Genomic DNA, 17,814 nt, shown 5'->3' with positions numbered 1-17,814 from the left:
TTATTTGGCGCATACCTGCCTCATTCTAACAAAGCGTAAAAGGCGTAAGTAAATCATGGAATTTTTACAGTCCGATGTCATACCTCAATTTGTTTAACGATATTGCTGACGATAGTTCTCTACCCACAACTTAGTGGCGCCACAAACGGCAACAGGCATCACGATGAGGTTAACAAATGGGATTGAGGTCAATACAAACACCGCAAAGCCAAAGCCATAAGACAGCCCTTGTTTACTTTTCAAATCATCTTTCATTTGCTTGAAATGAATTTTATGGTTATCAAACGGATAATCATTATATTGCACGCTGTACATCCAACACGTAAACATAATCCATAAAATTTGCCCAACGATAGGCAGCATCCAAAGTAAGATGAAAAAGCCGAGTGCACGTGGAAGGTAGTAGCAGAGTTTGGTCCATTCTCGACCCAACATTCGCGGCACATCTTTTATGGTATCAATTAACTTATCATCATTGATATGTTGGTTGGTCAGGTAAAGTTCTACTTTTTCGGAGAGTAAGCCATTGAAAGGCGCAGCAATAAAGTTGGTTATCACCGTGAAAATCATACTATAACTGAAAAGTATCACTAAGATAGCAATTGGCCACATTAGCCATTCCAGCCAACTGAGCCAATCTGGTAACAATCCGTTGAGATAAGTAAATCCTTGAGTCAGCCAGTCATAAAGAAAAAAGAGTGATGCACCAAATAGCAGTACATTGATTGTTAAAGGAATAAATACAAAACGTTTTAATCCTTTTTGGGTGATTAAAGAAAAACCGGCAATAAAGTACTCGATACCGCGTGATAGTTGCACTGTACACCTCGTGTTGTAATACCAATTAGTCTTAATACTGGCTCAATTTGAAGGAGCAAATCTGACGCTAACTGCGTTAAAAATTTCTCATTTAGAACAACTAAATAGTAAAGTTTTCGCCTGGTTATCGACAAGGTTTTCTCGCCCCAAAATAGCTCACTTAATTAAGCAAATTGGTATGATTTAATTCTTTTGATTTAAGGCACATACCAAAAATGTTGGCGTTAGTATAACGCTAAACAGCGGGCTACAAATAGGAGATTAGTAACAATTCATCTCAGCCCACATAGTGCCTGAGTGTGCGTATGAAAATTAACCTCAGTATATTTAGAAGCTTAGTAAATAGATTAGAAATAATACTTGTAAACGCAAGAAACTGCCCATACACTCAAAGTAAGGCAGTAGAAGTGAGAATACTATGCGGTTAATTCGTTGGATGATTACATTTTGTATGTTGAGTCTGTTGACAGTGTCAACGGCCGATGCTGCTAAATGTGATACCACGCTTTCAATCGCGCCTATCGTTGTTGACCTAGACAATTCGAACTCCAGCCCTGATTTAGATGATTGCGTTGTATCAACAACCCATCGTTTCGTGGTTGCTAGTAGCTTTATCATAGCGCAATCGCAACCCACCTATTCTTATTCAAACTCAGTATGTGAGTCTATTAGAGCACCACCTGTCGCAAATTAATTTAGTCCTTTTCCGTGCTTAATTAATTTTAAAGATAGAGGTGATCTATGAACACTTACACAGTATTGAAAACTCAACCTGTTGCAAATTATGAACTTGCTGAAAATAACTTCCCAGCTTGTAACACTGACAACCTAGAGCAAGCGCCAGCACATTGCCTAATGCACAATCTACATTTGGCACCTATGCAGCATATTGATGAAAACAGTAGCATAGATGAAGCTACGTTAGTGCTGGACAAAACGCACCGCAGAGCAAGCTTTGTCGTTGATAGCAAAGAAAAGCTTGTTGGTATGATCTCTAATGCAAGAATTGGCAGTCGCTACGTGTTGAGTATTGCAGAAAGACGCGGTTGTACAAGACGTGATTTAAACGTCAATGATGTCATGATCCCACTATCAGATCTTCGTCAAATCACCTTAAAACAAACTAGCCAAACTGTGGTTGGCAATGTGCTTAAAACAATGGAAGAAGGTGGCTTCGAGTTTTTACTTGTTATTGATGAAGTGACTCAGCATCCAGTCGGTTATTTTGACCTAATCGATATGATGAAAGCCTGTGGACGTGCAGTAAACTCAATGAAACCAGCAAATAAATTCAGTGATATTGTTGGTACGATTTTGCACCACGCAGAAATTTAAAAGAATCCCTATAGTTAATGTAAATTAAAGTTAGCAAGGCGTCGTAAGGCGCCTTTTTTGTGCCTCAAGTTTGCTCCTATGCAGCAGAGGCTAGGCGCTATTTTTACTTTGCGCCAGCAAACCCGAGTTGTCGCCAAGACTCATAGACAAAAACGGAAACAGCATTAGATAGGTTCATACTGCGACTATCGGGGCGCATTGGAATGCGGACTCGCTGAGGCTCAGGCAGTGAAAAAATAATGTCTTCTGGCAAACCTCGAGTTTCAGGGCCAAACAATAGGCAGTCACCTGCTTCATAGGCTACTTCATGATGGTATTTGCTACCTTTTGTCGTGCAAGCAAATACTCGCTTTGGATTTCGTTTGGCTAAGTATGCTTCAAAGTTAGGGTGGCGCTCTACTTCGCTAAATTCATGATAATCAAGGCCTGCACGTCTTACCCGTTTATCATCCCATTCAAATCCTAGCGGCTCTATCAGGTGTAGTGAATATCCTGTATTAGCACACAAACGAATAATATTGCCTGTATTAGGCGGGATCTCGGGTTGGTATAAAACGATATCTAACATGATAGGCCTCAATTAAATTTTGCCCGGCAGTATAGCTGATACTTGTCGACATTTATATGTGCTGCGCTTGATAGAGCGAAATCCATTACCCAGTTTTTAAAGTACGACTGTTGATAAAAACTATACAACCGTAATCTGTTTTTCATTTCAAAGCATTACCCTGTAATATAGTAGCATCGCGATGCCGTGGCATTTTGCGAGTGGTTTGACGACTAATCATTTCAGTTAGCCAAACGTCAGATTAAATAATATGAAGAAATGAGGTGCCAGTGGATCGCAGCTATGAGTTTTGGGTTAGGTTTTCAAGTGTCTTTACCATCATAATGGTGGGATTGATGATCGCAGCTAAGTGTTGGGCTTGGCTGTCTTCAGGTAGTGCCGCTATGCTCGGTTCTTTAACTGATTCACTGCTTGATATTAGCGCCTCTTTAATGAATTTCTTTGTACTGAGCTACGCACTGCGTCCTGCGGACGATGATCATCGATTTGGTCATGGAAAGGCAGAAGCATTAGCCGGGCTTGGACAAGCGGCCTTTATCGCGGGCTCTGCGAGTTTATTGGCTTTTCATGGCGTAGAGCGCATTATCAATCCAACCCAAATTCCACATTCGTTGTTTGGTGTGTGGGTGAGTTTATTTGCGATAGTTTGTACTTTGTTGGTGGTTGCGGTGCAGTATCAAGTCGTTAAACGCACGCAGTCCATCGCCATTAAGGCCGACTCGTTGCATTATAAGGGCGATATTTTATTAAACCTTGCGGTGCTCCTAGCGGTATTGCTTAACTTTTACGGCGTAGGTTACGCCGATCCGATTTTTGGTATTTTGGTGGCGGTGTATTTACTTTACAACAGTTGGGATATTGCCAAGGAAAGTGCTGCACACTTAATGGATAAAGAGCTGCCAGACGAAGAAAAAGCACAGATCATACTTATCGCGTCGAGTCATGAGGACGTTTATGGAGTACATGATTTGCGTACCAGGCAAGGTGGCAAAATCAAGTTTATTCAACTGCATCTAGAGCTTGATGACGATATGCCGCTGATGCGAGCGCATCAGGTTGCGGATGAGGTAGTTGCTAGCATTAAAGAAGAGTTTGATTGTGAGATGGACGTGCTTATCCATCAAGACCCAGTTTCTTTAGCACTAAGTAGCTCGTCTGTAAACGCATAAAAATCATCTAACACGGCTTTGCGGGTATTATCTTGCTCGCAAAGTAGTTCATGTTTCCCGATAAACTCTGTAACTGTCACATTATCCCTGTGCGCGGCAAATTGACTTTGCGCCTGATTATCAACAATGCTGTCTTCACTGGCTGTCGCGATACGGATTGGCAGAGCTAGCTTAATATCTTGAAACGAGCGGCATTTATGTAGAGCCGTGTATAACCAAGCAAAGCTAACACCACCGAGTTGTAGCTCGGGAAATTGATCGTACAAACCTCTAAATAGCGCATATCTAATTGGACAATCAGTAAGGTCATTATCTTGAAAAGGTTTGTTGTGGTAGTGCACCTGTCCCAACGCATAATGCTTACCTAGCCCAAATAAACAAGCTGCGCCCGCAAGTCCCTCGGCAAACCAAGTCGGGTAGGGAGTCGTATTGATCCCAAGCATCGGGGCTGATAAATAGACTCCCTCTATGTTATGAGGCGCAAATAATGTTAAATAATCGCAGGTAATGGCACCGCCCATTGAATGTGCCAATATAAAAAGTGGCAAGGTGTTCTGCTTGGCAACGATTTGATCCATAAAGCAGTGCAGCGTTGCAGCATAATCTTCAAAGCGTCTAACATAGCCGATTTGCTTATCTTTAAGTAATCGCGGCGAGTAGCCTTGTCCTGGATGGTCATAGGTAAATACCGCTATGTTGTTTTGCGCAAACTCCCACAGCAATTCTCTGTATTTATGAGCAGACTCAATACGGCCATTAACCAACACCAGGCTGAACGTTGCCCTTTCTGGAATGTGGTAGGCGTAAAATAGCCTACCATGAGGGGTATCAAAAAAGCCTTTTTGGCAGCCTTGCCAGTGCTCATCAATTTCCGGAAGGTGTGATTCAAGTTGCTGACTTTGGCTATAAAACATGGCTACCTGTGTAATGGAATTCGAATGCTGACTTGCAAACCAACATTATTACTAAATTCGATATGGGCATCATGTACTTTTAACGCGTGCTGCGCAATGGCAAGACCCAGCCCAAACCCGCCCATTTGATTTTTGCTTGGCGTACGTGCGCTCGACACTCTGAAAAATGGAATGCAAAGCTTGTCGAGCATGTCTTCACTTACGCCTTTACCATCATCACTGATAGTGCATAGCAACTGATTACCGTCACTCTCAATATCGACATTAATAAGGCTAGTCGCATACTTAATTGCGTTACGAATAATGTTTTCGAATGCGCGGTTAAGTAGCATTGGGTCGCCATAAAGTGTTGCCTCGGGTAGTGCTGTGACGACAAGGTCCTTCCCTAATTGTTGTGCCTCAAACAGTGCATCTTCCAATATCGGGTCGAGCAGCTCATTGAACTTAATTATCTGCTTATCGATTGGCACTTGATCCGCTTCGAGCTTAGATAAATGCAAAATATCGCTGAGCATATTTTCAACTAACTGAGCTTCACGTTCAATGCGCTCGATATAACTTTGGCTTTGCGCTGTGGCATGGCCTGCAGCGAGGCCTGTGGCCATTTGTAAGCGGGTGAGCGGTGAGCGTAGTTCATGGGATATATCAGCAAGCAAGCGTTTTTGATTGTTAACTAAAGACTCTAATTTATCAGCCATTAAGTTAAAATCATGACCCAGTTGACCGAGCTCGTCTTGGCGCTTGGTATTTATATCGGCTCTGCTCGACAATTCTCCACGGGAAAGTTTTGCAGCGGCTTTTTGTAGCTCTTTAATTGGCGACAATAGATCTCGAGTAAACCAAAAACACAGTAATAAGCTTGCGCCTAGCACGACCGCGATTTTTACCCAAAGCGGTAGGGTTCTTAATTTGATGAGTGCACTTGGGGTATGGTTTTCAAAAATTAAATAAAGACGATAACTTTCACCTTGAAGTGTAAGTTCTAGGGGGCCAAAAGCCTTGTACTCTGGGGTAAAAATAGCGACCGGTTTGGCATCTTCGGTAAAGCTGAGTAAATCTAAATTCAGCGTTTTTATATTGGGATCGGCGGCAACGCTTTTTTCGGCATCGCGGTGGCTCAAGTAGATATTTCGAGCCTTTCTTTTACGCAGTTTGGCGACCTTATTCAACTCAAAGTTGGGGCGCTCGCTTGCGCGTATTAACGCTTGTTCTAATTGTTTTAGATTTTGCAGCATGGGTTTTGAGATGCGGTGAGTTTCTACAACATCAGGTTGTAACATGCTGATCCCAAGCAACAACAACATAGTGGCAATGATAGTGAGCCAAAACCAGGCAAAAACCTTAACAAGTAAGTACCGCTTCATTCATTACGCCTTTAGAAAAATATAGCCAGCGCCGCGGATCGTTTTGATATAAGTGTGTTCACTTAATGCGGCAATTTTCTTGCGAACGTTAGAGACATGCATATCGATAGAGCGATCATAAGGCACGAGTGGCCGGCCTAATACTTGTCGTGAAATTGTCTGCTTGTCGACCACTTCTCCTGCAGTTCTGACCAGCAAGTGTAGTACCTCGTATTCGGTGCCCGTCAGCGACAGCACCTCGCCATTAACAGTAGCGCTTCTCGAAGCAACATCTAAACGCAGCTGGTGGATAGTAAAGGTATCATCCGGGCTGTGTTGTTTATAATGATCGACGCGACGGGTAATAGCTTTAACGCGTGCGAGTAGTTCGCGGTGGTTAAACGGTTTTGGAATATAATCGTCAGCACCTAGCTCCAAACCAAAGATGCGGTCAAAGTCATCGCCTTTTGCCGTTAGCATAATAACAGGTGTCATCTTCTGGACACGTAACGCCTTTAGTACTTCAAAACCATCCATTTCGGGAAGCATTACGTCTAACAATATCAGGTCGAAATTTTGCTTTAATGCCAGCTGTAGACCTTCTGTTCCTGTGTGGGCCATCGCCACTTCAAAGCCTTCTGCAGTAAAGTATTCTTTTAACAGGCTGCAAAGTTCTTGGTCGTCATCAATAAGTAAAATGGAATGTTTCATTGTCATACTTAGTCCAGCATTGTTGATTGGCGTTGGCCTGAATAGTTCGGCTCTAGCATATTACACCTTACTTCAACGCCTTATGTAAATTGCCTTTGCTTTTTTTTGCAAAGCACTGACAAAACTTTACCTCTGTCTGACGTTCCTTTTCTTTGTGCTTGCTAAATTTGGAAGTGACAAAGCAATGGCGAACAAGGAGCCAATACCATGAAATTACTATCTACTTTAGCATTAGTTACAGCACTTGGTGTATCGACTTTTAGCTTCACTGCAAACGCGGGACCTATGGGCGGGCAGCTTGAGCACTCAGCAAGGTTGCTACTATCTGATAAAGGCCAGAAGTTATTAGAGCTAACAGAAGCGCAGCAAGACCAACTAAAGACGATTTATGCGGATTACAAAACTGCAAAAAAAGCGTTAAAAGAAAGCGGGAAAGAAGCACATTCAACTTATCGTGAAGAAATGAAAGCACTTATGGCAGCCCCAGCCTTTGATAAGGTTCAAGCGCAACTTTTACTGGAAAAAGGCCAAGATAAAAAGCAAGCGTGGGCGCTACTTTCAATGGAAACTCGTCACAAAGTATTCCATGTATTGAATGAAGAGCAGCGCGATAAGCTCCAAGCACTTAAGTCACGTCGTAGCCACAAAGGCCATAAAAAAGCAAATTAAGTCTTTCTAACTTAGTCCTTACCTTCCCAGTAAGGACCTTATCATTTTCAAGCCTTTGTCACCTTCCTATAAAATGAGAGCTTGTATTCCAGATTGATGTAGAGAACTGACCCCTTGGAATCAGTGTATAAAATATTACAACGGTTTGTACTGGTTTAAGTTACATGTTGATAACATGTTTGCGTTGTGATATTTTTCGATTAAGAGTACATCTAGCAAGTCTGCGGACAACTCTTTGAAATAGTGTCGAATTGAAAAATTCTTAATTTACGCGCACAAACTTTCCAATAACTTTTGCTTTCTTCTGAGTAACTAAGGGTATTCTTTGTTGTTGGCTGTTTGTTACTAGGTATCACTGAGGGAGACATGCAGACACCTGAAGAATACGAGGTGACACTTAGGATCCGAGAACTGCTAAAAGAACTCAAAAAGCGTAAAGGCTATACTAAAAAAACCATTAGCCAGAAGCTCGGAATAGGTCTCACCACACTAGACGACTATCTTAACGGAACAAGCTCATTTCGCTTAGGTACCTTAATTAAATTGTCGGAAATTTGTCGGATCCAATTAAGTGATATTTTGGAAGGAGCAGGGCATATTGCTAAAACTTACCAAAATGAAGTGAGAAGTTCAGAGTCAAAGACGGAAGAAGAGCAAGTAGAACAAGGTGACTAGTGATTTTACTGTGCTTGGTTTTTGCTTTTCTAAGCAAGTAGTTATGAGTGAGTAAAGGCCGAGATACTCGGCCTATAGATTTATTCTTTAAAAAAGTTTTCGTTGTTTTTTGCCAGCATCGCTTCTATATCTTCAATCAAACTTTCCGCATCTTGAGGCGTAAGTTCACCACTTTTCATCGGTGTAGAAATCGTATTTGATTCGTCAGACCAATCACCTAAATCAATTAATTGACAGCGTTTTGAGCAGAACGGACGAAATGGACTTTTATCCGACCATTCAACAGCCTGTTGGCAGGTTGGACACTTTACTGTGGTTGTCATAATACACTTACTTTTTACTTCGTGATTGTGTAAGTCTAATCGCATTTTATCGCTTTGTGAACTGAACGCATATCTACTCTGAACAGCTTGCATGCTAGGTGGGGATCCGTGATAGGATGGTAAAGCTAGGTAAAAGGAGAGGATGTATAAAAGGTGGAGAAGTTCGAAGCAACACTAGACAATTGTCATAAAGAGCCAATTCATATTCCAGGTTCAATTCAGCCGCATGGCTATTTATTGCTATTCGACACCAACACATTAACACTACGCTACTTTAGCGAAAATTTTGCCGAACTTGTAGGGCTTGAGCCTAGCGCTTTAGTCAATACTCATGCTGAAACGATTTTTGAGTCTCCTTTTTTTGAGTTGTTAGCCAGTAATGCTAACTCCTCTGAAATCCATCGTTTGAATCCGATGACGGCCACCATAAAAACCAAGGATGCAAAGTGGGTTGAACTTTCTGTAGTTGCAAGTCAAAACGAAGCTGGTCTCATTTTAGAGCTTGAGCAAAACACGGCGCAAGGCGTTGAAATCAATCATTCAATGCAACACCTTATGAAGCACTCACTGTCTAGTATGGTTGACTCTCAATCTTTACAAGCCTCGTTCGAGATGGCTGTGGAAGAAATTAGAGAGTTAACGCAATTTGACAGGGTGATGCTGTATAAATTTGATCACGAGTATAATGGTGAGGTGGTCGCAGAATCGAAGCGTAATGATCTTAATTCCTTTTTAAACCAACATTTTCCTGAGTCTGACATTCCAAAGCAAGCAAGAGCGCTATATTTAAGAAACCCTATTCGTTTGCTTGCTGATGTTGACAGTGAAAATTCACTGCTTTATCCGCAAGATAAGCCAATTGACTTAAGTGCCTGTATTTTACGTAGTGTTTCGCCAATTCACTGCCAATATTTACGTAATATGGGCGTTCAGGCAACCATGTCTATCAGCATTATCGTTGCTGGTAAGCTTTGGGGGCTGATTGCTTGCCACCACTACGAAAAGCACGTAGTGCCATTTAACATCCGTGAAGTCGCTCAGTATATGGGGCTGATGCTATCTTACTTAATTTCTCTTAAAATCTCGTCTTTAGAAGCAATGGCAGAAGCCAAAGCCCTGACATTGAGCTCGTCTGTTACTGAGCGTATGGCAAAAGAGATCTTTTTTGTAGATGGCTTGCGCTATGAATCCGCGGCATTGCAAGAAATGATGAAATCCAGCGGTGTTGCGTGGCGTGTTGAAAGTGATTTGGAGTGCTACGGGCAAACTCCTGCGAAGGCGGATATTGAGAGTATCTACCGCTGGCTTGCGGAGCATCAACTTGGTGATGACTCCATTTTTTATTGTCATAGCTTAGGTGAACTTAACGAAACATTTAAAGTCTTTGCTAAAACCGCGAGTGGCGTGCTATTGATGCCACTTTCTGCGGATGCTAATCACTTTATTATGTGGTTTAGAAAGGAAGTTATTCAAACCAAAAACTGGGGAGGGAAGCCTGAAAAATCCATTGAGTTTTTGGATGATGGTAGCCACCGTTTAATGCCGCGTAGTTCGTTTAAGTTGTGGGTCGAGAATGTTAAGTGCAAATCTCACCCTTGGACGGAAGCTGAAGTAAGTTGTGCATTGAAATTTCGTAATACGTTGGTTAATTATGTGTTGGCTAAATCAGAGCGATATAAAAAGCTCAATGCAATTCTAGAGCAAAAAGTTACTAAGCGTACCGAAGCGTTGGAAAATGAGATCACTTCGCGTCGTACTGCTGAGCAATTACTGACGATAGCACTTGAAAAAGCACATGAGTCGAATCAAGAGCTGGAGCGTTTTGCCTTTTTAGCATCCCATGATCTACAAGAGCCGCTTAGAAAAATCCAAATGTTCGGTGATCGGATCCAATGCTCTGCAGAGGGACTAAATGAAAGACATGCGTCCTACCTTAAGCGTATGATGGATTCTGCGGAGCGAATGCAAAAGTTGATCAAAGGGCTACTAAGTTTTTCACGGATTGACCGTAAAGGTGAGTCATTTAAATCATTTGATGGCGATAATGCGTTGGCTGAAACCTTACTGGATCTTGAGTTAGTGATTAAAGAGTCAAACGCTCAAGTGGATACCACAGGGCTTGGTGATGTTTTTGGAGACCGTAGGCAGTTGCAACGCGTGCTGCTAAACTTAATCAATAATGGGATTAAATTTAGTGCGCCAGAAAGAACGCCGCGGGTCTCGATTAGCAGCGAACGTAAAGCAAATGAACTGATCGTTGCCGTTAAGGATAACGGGATTGGTTTTGATCCTGAATTTAGTGAGCAGATCTTCAATCTTTTTGAAAGATTACATGGTCGTAGCGCATATGCCGGTACAGGACTTGGACTTGCTATTTGTAAAAAAATCGTCGAAAGACACCATGGTCGCATATGGGTCGAAACGGAAGTAGGGCAAGGCTCTACTTTCTATTTTAGCTTGCCGATTTCAGCGCAAGAGAGTTAACTTAGCTGTAGAACCATTGATGCGGTTCTGATATCAGCATACAAACTCGAGGTTAATGCGAGTTTAAGGAGAGTGTGTATGGTTCATCATCATGATTTAATTAAACAGCTTCACTCTGTAAACTATATCTTGGTTGCGGATGATGATTTCGACGACCAAGAATTAATCCGTGATGCATTTGAAGACAACGGCGTGATGGAGGCTAAGTTACAATTCGTAAGTGATGGCGTTGAGTTGATTGAGAAACTCAATAGCACTGAGCTATTACCTAGCCTTATTATTCTTGATTTAAATATGCCACGAAAAAGCGGTAAAGATGTATTGGCTGAGATGCGCGGGGCTGCAAACCTTAAGCATATTCCGGTTATTATGTTCAGTACATCGGATTCTGAGCTAGATATAAAACAGTGTTACTTGCTTGGGGCAAATTCTTATATGACCAAACCGTCTCAATATCATGAGCTGGTTGATTCAATGAAGTCCTTGCTGTCCTTTTGGCTTGGCACTGCAAAGCTCGTGATCGATTAGAAGTGAAGGGCCAGAATAACTAGCTGGCCCTTAAGCTGTTATAGCACTAAATAGCTTCGTTGGTATGCTTTTGCTTTAACAAGCGACTTGTCACTGTACCTGCGGTCATTGAGCCCGATACATTGAGTGCCGTTCTTGCCATATCAATTAGTGGCTCAATAGAAATAAGCAGCGCTGCAATTGTCACTGGTAGTCCCATCGCAGGCAGTACCACCAACGCCGCGAAAGTGGCACCACCTCCAACACCCGCAATACCAAACGAACTAATTGCAACCATAGCCACTAATGAGACAATAAAGTCGAGTGCGAACGGGTCAATTCCTACAGTCGGCGCAACCATTACAGCAAGCATTGCAGGATAAATGCCAGCGCAGCCATTTTGTCCGATTGTCGCACCAAACGATGCAGAAAGGTTTGCAATCGCAGGGGGAACATTAAGCTTGTGGATCTGCGCTTCAACATTCAATGGGATAGTTGCCGCGGAGCTTCTAGAGGTGAAAGCAAAAGTTAAAACAGGCCAAATTTTTTGGAAGAAATGCTTTGGGTTTTCACCAACCAAAGTAACTAGTAAGCCATGCACCACAAACATCAGTAAAATGGCAACGTAAGAGGCAATAATAAAACCGAGTAAGCTAATAATGTCAGCCATGCTTGATGTGGCGATCACTTTGGCCATCAAACCAGCTACACCATAAGGTGTAAGGGCGATGATCATACGTACTAATCTCAACACAACTGCCTGTGCGCCTTCAACTGCATTTTTTATTGGACTACTTAAATCTGACTCTTCCATGATGGCTCTACGAGCAGCAATACCAGTTAACACACCAAAAATCACCACTGCGATAATCGAGGTCGAGCGCTCGCCAGTCAAGTCAGCAAACGGATTGGTTGGTACAAAGCTAAGCAGCATTTGTGGAATGGTTAAATCGGCAACGGTTGTTGCACGTTCTTCAAGTACCGCTATTCTGGCCGTTTCGCGTGCACCTTCAACTAAGCCTTGTGCGCTTAAACCAAATGCTTGAGTGATAAAAATACCAATGAGCGCTGCAATGGCCGTGGTAAAAACTAAAATTGCGATGGTGACAAACGAGATCTTTCCAAGAGAGCCTTGATTATCTAATTTTACGACCGCGGCAATCATAGAAACTAAGACCAATGGCATAATCACCATTTTGAGAAGATTGACATAGCCGCTACCAACAATCGCAACCCAATCTAGTACGGTCTGTTTGGTGGTTAAATCACCTGAGAAAACAAATTGTAAGGCGAGTCCAAATAGGCTACCCGCAACTAAGCCTAGTAATACCGTTCGTGACAGGGTTTCGGAGCGCTGTTGAAAGCGATAAAGACCGAAAAGTATGGCAATAAAAACCGCAAACGCGGCGATAACAGCAAAAGACATCAGAATACCTTTCGAAATATATGAAAATAACGCGCTACTATAGAGGTTTTGTTGATTTGGCTAAAATATTCTTTGACTATGGAATAGAACAAAAGGTTATCAATAAAAATGAAAGTTTTTAATGGTTTTTCCTTTCATATAAAGATGTTTTGTAGTGAGTTGGTACTAACTCATAGTAATTAAAAACACTGAGATATGCACTTAGCTTACAATAATCTTTCGTAGCAGCGAGTTTATCTCGCGACTCTTTTCTAGAGTTATCTCGCGACTCTTTTCTAGAGTTATCTCGCGACTCTTTTCTAGAGTTATCTCGCGACTCTTTTCTAGAGTTATCTCGCGACTCTTTTCTAGAGTTATCTCGCGACTCTTTTCTAGAGTTATCTCGCGACTCTTTTCTAGAGTTATCTCGCGACTCTTTTCTAGAGTTATCTCGCGACTCTTTTCTAGAGTTATCTCGTGACTCTTTTCTAGAGTTTATTTCGCGATTTCTTTTGCTTTGCGACGTTAACCGTGTGGCCGCTTTTATAGTATGGAGTTGGGTTATACGGTTTATTGAGTAGGTGTAAAAGCGAGTTAGCTCTGAGGCAATGACAAGCGTAGAGTGGGAAAGGTTGTTCCCCGGCTTCGCGGATGCCGATGTCAGCCCTTGAACCCTGAGGTTCAAGGCGGAGAGCAACAGCCTACCGTAGGCTTCTCGGTACATGCCGAGCATGCTCAATAGTAAACAAACTGCTATCCTAAACGAAATTTATCGGCTCAGGGACTTAATCAGCTGTCCTACGAGCTAGGGAACAATTACAGTATATAAAACATCTGCCGATCACGAAACCATAGTAATGCAATTTATGTGTTAACCGCGTGCTTTTTACTCGCTTTGTTTAGTGACTAAGCAAACGTTAATCTGAGCGTTTGCTGGCAACGCTAAATTTGCTTAATTTTTCGAAGGCCACAGCTTCTGGACCGTTTCTAACTAACAGAGTAAACAGGTTACTTAGAAAGGAACCGGTGCGGTAAAGGCCATCATCTCAGCAGTTGTTGGATGCGAAATTTGCAGCATCTCTGCATGCAACTGTAGACGTGAAGCCGCCGCTAACGCCTCTCCCGTAGCGTATAGCCTATCACCTAGGATAACGTGCCCAAGCGAAAGCATATGTACTCTGAGTTGATGAGAACGTCCTGTGATGGGGATTAGCTTAACGCGTGTTGCCTGTGCTTCATATTCCATGACTTCAAAATGCGTTAACGAAGGTTTACCGGTCTCATGACAAACCATTTGCTTTGGGCGGTTAGGCCAATCACACACCAGCGGTAAATCAACAGAACCCGTTTGCTGTTGTAATTTACCATGAACTCGGGCGATGTAGTGTTTGCGGGTTAAGCGGTCTTGAAATTGAATGCTCAGATGGCGATGCGCTGCTTTATTCATAGCAAGGCACAGCACGCCGGATGTTGCCATATCAAGGCGATGCACAATTCTTGCCGTAGGGTAGACAAAATTCACTCTGGCGATAGCGCAGTCCCAATGCTTTGGATCTTTACCAGGTACGGTGAGTAACCCGCTTGGTTTGTTGATCACCAGCATATCTTCATCTTGGTACAAAATATCAAGATAGGGAGAAAGGGGGGGAGCGTAATTTAGTAACACCAGCTGCCTCAGCATGAACAGAACGAAGCCGGGTATTATATATGAGTTGCTAAGTGAGCGGTAGCGAGAAAGAGAGCCGCAGCTCTCTTTCGGTGTGGGAGGTTTACTGGTTTGCAACCACAATTAAACGAATCGCATCCAACTTAAGCTGCGCTTTTTCAATGTGTGTGCTCAGCTCAGCCCTTTGTTTATCAAATACTTGAACTTCTTCATCACGGATGTTCGGATTGATAGCCTTAAGTGCTTGTAAACGACCTTGCTCATCACCTAATTGCTTTTGCATTTTATCCATCGCGTTGGCTTGAATACTTTCAAGTTGAGTTTGTGCAATATCGCCAGCTTGAGTAATAAGCGGGTGAATAGCGCTTTGTAGCGCATTAACTAGCTTGCTGCCGGTTTGTCTGCCAACGGCAGAAAGCTGTTGATTGAATGCATCAAACGCCACGTTTTGGGCTAAGTCATTGCCACCTTTATCCATTAGAACACGAATTGGTGTTGGCGGTAAAAAGCGACCTACTTGAAGAGACTTAGGCGCAGAAGCTTCTGCAACGAAGATCATTTCAACAAAGAAAGTACCGACAGGTAGCTTGTTGTTTTTAAGCAGTGCCACTGACGCACAACCAAAGTCATCGTTACAGATCATATCCATTACGCCGCTGACCATGGGGTGATCCCAGCTGATGAAATGCGCGTCTTCTTGTGACAGTGAGGTGTTACGGTCAAAAGTCACTGTGATGCCATCGTCTTTCAAACAAGGGAAAGAAGGGTTAAGCATGTGCTCGGTAGGTTTGAGAATAATCGTATTCTCGCCTTTGTCTTCTTGGTTAACACCAAAAGTATCAAACACATTAATCATAAACGCAGGCAAAATGACGTCGTTATCAAGTGCCTCAAGTTCAGCAACGATATTATCTGTTTTACCTTGACCACTTGAGTGAAGCTCAAGTAGGCGGTCTCGACCTTGCTCCATCTTTGTGCGCAGCTGAGCATTTTCTTTTGCGGCTTGCTCCAATAGAGGATCTAATTCGTCTTCGTCACAGTTGTGCTCAGCGATCAGCGCTAACAAATCATCAGAGAAAGACTTATACAGCATTTGCCCCGTGGTGCTGGTGGTTTCAAACGCATCTAAGCCCTCGTGATACCAACGTAGTAATACTTCTTGTGCGGTACTTTCAAAGTAAGGCACGTGAATATTAATGTCGTGCTTTTGACCAATGCGGTCAAGACGACCAATACGTTGCTCAAGTAAATCAGGGTTAAGCGGTAGGTCAAATAGCACCAAATGATGTGAGAACTGGAAGTTACGACCTTCAGAGCCAATTTCAGAGCAGAGCAATACTTGCGCGCTATCATATTCATCAGCAAAAAACGCTGCTGCGCGGTCGCGCTCGATGATAGACATGCCTTCGTGGAACACCGCCGCTTTAATCGCTTCGCGCTCACGTAATACTTGTTCAAGGCTAATTGCGGTTTCCGCTTTGGCACAAATAAGCAGTACTTTTTCGTGCTTTAACTCTTTTAATTTAGCAATCAACCACTCGACGCGCGGGTCAAACTGCGCCCAGCTGCTTCCTTCACCTTCAAACTCTTGGAAGATTTTTTCAGGGAACAAAGCACGCATCGCGTTAAATTCAGGACTTTGAATACCACCAATGTTACCCATTACCGACATTGCTGTTTTGTATTGCTTCGGTAAAGGTACTGGGTATTGATGTAACAAACGACTTGGGTAGCCATCAATGCCACTGCGGCTATTTCTAAATAGAATACGGCCAGTACCATGACGGTCTAGTAGCATAGACAAGATTTCAGCTTTGGCGTCGCTATCGCCACTTTGTGCCTTTGCTAGTAGCTCAGAAATATCGGTTTCTTTTAGCAGTGTACAAAGTGTTTGTTCTTCTTTTGCATCTAACTTTTTGTCTTGCAGTAAGTTGTTTGCGGCTTCTGCGACTTCTTTATAATGACTTTCTTCTTCAACGAACACGTCGTAGTCGTAGAAGCGGTCTGGATCGAGTAGCTGTAAACGCGCAAAGTGACTGCGGTGACCCAGTTGGTCAGGTGTTGCAGTCAACAAGATAAGTCCAGGAATGTCCTGAGAAAGCTCAGCAATACGTTGATATTCAGTGCTTGGCTTTTCCTTTGTGACCGTCAGATGGTGTGCTTCATCAACAATCAGTAGATCCCAATCAGCGAGTGTGGCTTGTTCAAACCAGCGGCGCTTTTTGGTAATAAACTCTAGGCTAACCAGTACTAGTTGTTCTGTTTCGAATACATTCGGTGCATCTGCATAAGCTTCGCTACAACGCTCTTCGTCAAAAATAGAGAAGTGTAGGTTAAAGCGGCGTAGCATCTCAACTAACCATTGGTGTTGTAAGTTTTCTGGAACCACAATCAACACGCGGTTGGCACGACCAGAGAGAATTTGCTGGTGTAAAATCATGCCTGCTTCAATGGTTTTACCTAGGCCTACTTCATCAGACAGAAGTACGCGAGGTGCGAAGCGCTTACCGACTTCATCGGCAATATAGAGCTGGTGTGGAATAAGGCTAGCGCGCTGACCTATCAATCCTTTAAGGTGAGATTGTTCTTTATCAAACTGGTGTTGCCAAGTTTGATAGCGCAGTGTGTAGCGATCAAAACGGTCGATTTGGCCTGCAAATAGACGATCTTGAGGTTTATTGAACTTGAGGAAGTGATCAAGAAAGGTCTCTTTGAATGAAGTCTCTTCTTCATTATCAACTCGAGTACCATGATAGCAAAATAGTCCATCTTGCTCTTCCACGCTGTCAACACGTAGTTCCCACTCTTCAACATGGCGGATCACATCGCCTGGGTTGAATACAACTCGAGTTACAGGCGCTTCCTGTACTGAGTAAACACGGCTTTCTCCGCTAGCGGGAAATAAAATAGTCACTTGACGCCCCTCAAGTGCCACTATTGTACCTAATCCCAAATCTGATTCCGTATCACTGATCCAGCGCTGACCTAAGGAAAAATTCATGGTTATCTCGTCTATGCAGAAAAAAGGCGGCTATGTTACCTATTCATGTCGGTTTGTTCAATACACAACAGTGACTCAAGCCTTTATTTATCAGGCACTGACGCCTTTTCTATTTAGTTGGCATGGCAATCGCTAACTAGTTGTTTTTTATGAATATGCAAGTTGGATTTTCTACTGTCATAAAAGCGACTTTTGCGACAAATAGACTAAACTTGAACTATACCC

The 17,814-nt window shown here is 42.8% G+C and carries 17 protein-coding genes and 1 other RNA gene; 8 read left to right on the top strand and 10 right to left on the bottom strand.

Annotated features, from left to right (window positions below; all coding sequences use genetic code 11):
• Positions 1–93 precede the first annotated feature (93 nt).
• Positions 94–819, bottom strand: a complete 726-nt coding sequence (gene cysZ / locus PNC201_RS13955) for a sulfate transporter CysZ (protein WP_010606045.1) — start codon at positions 817–819, stop codon at positions 94–96.
• 418 nt (positions 820–1,237) lie between these two features.
• On the opposite strand from cysZ, the gene PNC201_RS13945 reads away from it, so the two are divergent.
• Complete coding sequence (locus PNC201_RS13945) at positions 1,238–1,513, top strand: hypothetical protein (protein WP_010606046.1); 276 nt, start codon at positions 1,238–1,240, stop codon at positions 1,511–1,513.
• 47 nt (positions 1,514–1,560) lie between these two features.
• On the top strand, positions 1,561–2,154 hold the full coding sequence (locus PNC201_RS13940; protein WP_010606047.1) for a CBS domain-containing protein: 594 nt from the start codon (positions 1,561–1,563) through the stop codon (positions 2,152–2,154).
• 103 nt (positions 2,155–2,257) lie between these two features.
• Here the strand turns inward: PNC201_RS13940 and trmL are convergent, their stop codons facing one another.
• Positions 2,258–2,722: a tRNA (uridine(34)/cytosine(34)/5-carboxymethylaminomethyluridine(34)-2'-O)-methyltransferase TrmL gene (gene trmL, locus PNC201_RS13935; RefSeq protein WP_010606048.1), complete on the bottom strand. Its 465-nt coding sequence runs from the start codon at positions 2,720–2,722 to the stop codon at positions 2,258–2,260.
• Between the two features lie 335 nt (positions 2,723–3,057).
• Between trmL and PNC201_RS13930 the strand changes: the two genes are divergently transcribed.
• Entirely contained in the window at positions 3,058–3,891 is an 834-nt protein-coding gene (locus PNC201_RS13930) for a cation diffusion facilitator family transporter (RefSeq protein ID WP_010606049.1), read from the top strand.
• Here the strand turns inward: PNC201_RS13930 and PNC201_RS13925 are convergent.
• Genes PNC201_RS13925 through PNC201_RS13915 form a run of 3 tightly spaced genes read right to left on the bottom strand, consistent with a single transcriptional unit; the run spans position 3,843 to position 6,859 of the window.
• Positions 3,843–4,805 carry an alpha/beta fold hydrolase gene (locus PNC201_RS13925; RefSeq protein WP_010606050.1) on the bottom strand — a complete coding sequence of 321 codons (963 nt, stop codon included), beginning with the start codon at positions 4,803–4,805 and terminating at the stop codon, positions 3,843–3,845. The genes PNC201_RS13930 and PNC201_RS13925 overlap by 49 nt on opposite strands.
• 2 nt (positions 4,806–4,807) lie before the next feature.
• Positions 4,808–6,169 (bottom strand): ATP-binding protein, encoded by a 1,362-nt coding sequence (locus PNC201_RS13920; protein ID WP_102057399.1) that lies wholly within the window; start codon positions 6,167–6,169, stop codon positions 4,808–4,810.
• 3 nt (positions 6,170–6,172) lie between these two features.
• Positions 6,173–6,859, bottom strand: a complete 687-nt coding sequence (locus PNC201_RS13915; RefSeq protein ID WP_102057398.1) for a response regulator — start codon at positions 6,857–6,859, stop codon at positions 6,173–6,175.
• A 207-nt stretch (positions 6,860–7,066) separates the two neighbouring features.
• On the opposite strand from PNC201_RS13915, the gene PNC201_RS13910 reads away from it, so the two are divergent.
• Both PNC201_RS13910 and PNC201_RS13905 read left to right on the top strand, forming a co-directional pair.
• Positions 7,067–7,528 carry a Spy/CpxP family protein refolding chaperone gene (locus tag PNC201_RS13910; protein ID WP_102057397.1) on the top strand — a complete coding sequence of 154 codons (462 nt, stop codon included), beginning with the start codon at positions 7,067–7,069 and terminating at the stop codon, positions 7,526–7,528.
• A gap of 366 nt (positions 7,529–7,894) precedes the next feature.
• Entirely contained in the window at positions 7,895–8,203 is a 309-nt protein-coding gene (locus PNC201_RS13905) for a helix-turn-helix domain-containing protein (protein ID WP_010606054.1), read from the top strand.
• 80 nt (positions 8,204–8,283) lie between these two features.
• Here PNC201_RS13905 and yacG read toward each other — a convergent pair whose 3' ends face one another.
• Positions 8,284–8,526 carry a DNA gyrase inhibitor YacG gene (gene yacG, locus PNC201_RS13900; RefSeq protein WP_029215840.1) on the bottom strand — a complete coding sequence of 81 codons (243 nt, stop codon included), beginning with the start codon at positions 8,524–8,526 and terminating at the stop codon, positions 8,284–8,286.
• A 153-nt stretch (positions 8,527–8,679) separates the two neighbouring features.
• On the opposite strand from yacG, the gene PNC201_RS13895 reads away from it, so the two are divergent.
• Complete coding sequence (locus PNC201_RS13895) at positions 8,680–11,010, top strand: ATP-binding protein (protein ID WP_102057396.1); 2,331 nt, start codon at positions 8,680–8,682, stop codon at positions 11,008–11,010.
• 78 nt (positions 11,011–11,088) lie between these two features.
• Positions 11,089–11,538 (top strand): response regulator, encoded by a 450-nt coding sequence (locus PNC201_RS13890; protein ID WP_010372351.1) that lies wholly within the window; start codon positions 11,089–11,091, stop codon positions 11,536–11,538.
• Between the two features lie 46 nt (positions 11,539–11,584).
• Here the strand turns inward: PNC201_RS13890 and PNC201_RS13885 are convergent, their stop codons facing one another.
• The 4 genes from PNC201_RS13885 to rapA all read right to left on the bottom strand — a co-directional run bounded on the left by PNC201_RS13885 (position 11,585) and on the right by rapA (position 17,589).
• Positions 11,585–12,943 carry an L-cystine transporter gene (locus PNC201_RS13885; protein WP_102057395.1) on the bottom strand — a complete coding sequence of 453 codons (1,359 nt, stop codon included), beginning with the start codon at positions 12,941–12,943 and terminating at the stop codon, positions 11,585–11,587.
• A gap of 611 nt (positions 12,944–13,554) precedes the next feature.
• Positions 13,555–13,737, bottom strand: a non-coding RNA gene (gene ssrS, locus PNC201_RS13880) — 6S RNA.
• Positions 13,738–13,934: 197 nt separating this feature from the next.
• On the bottom strand, positions 13,935–14,588 hold the full coding sequence (rluA, locus tag PNC201_RS13875) for a bifunctional tRNA pseudouridine(32) synthase/23S rRNA pseudouridine(746) synthase RluA (protein ID WP_199539662.1): 654 nt from the start codon (positions 14,586–14,588) through the stop codon (positions 13,935–13,937).
• Between the two features lie 103 nt (positions 14,589–14,691).
• Positions 14,692–17,589 (bottom strand): RNA polymerase-associated protein RapA, encoded by a 2,898-nt coding sequence (gene rapA, locus PNC201_RS13870; RefSeq protein ID WP_102057393.1) that lies wholly within the window; start codon positions 17,587–17,589, stop codon positions 14,692–14,694.
• Between rapA and PNC201_RS13865 the strand changes: the two genes are divergently transcribed.
• Positions 17,588–17,725 carry a hypothetical protein gene (locus PNC201_RS13865; protein ID WP_227386905.1) on the top strand — a complete coding sequence of 46 codons (138 nt, stop codon included), beginning with the start codon at positions 17,588–17,590 and terminating at the stop codon, positions 17,723–17,725. The genes rapA and PNC201_RS13865 overlap by 2 nt on opposite strands.
• Positions 17,726–17,814 lie beyond the last annotated feature (89 nt).

It is taken from the genome of Pseudoalteromonas sp. NC201 (assembly GCF_002850255.1).
In the GTDB taxonomy this organism is placed as follows: domain Bacteria; phylum Pseudomonadota; class Gammaproteobacteria; order Enterobacterales; family Alteromonadaceae; genus Pseudoalteromonas.
Note: the sequence above shows the minus strand (reverse complement) of the source record. Positions and strands in the feature narration are given on the sequence as shown.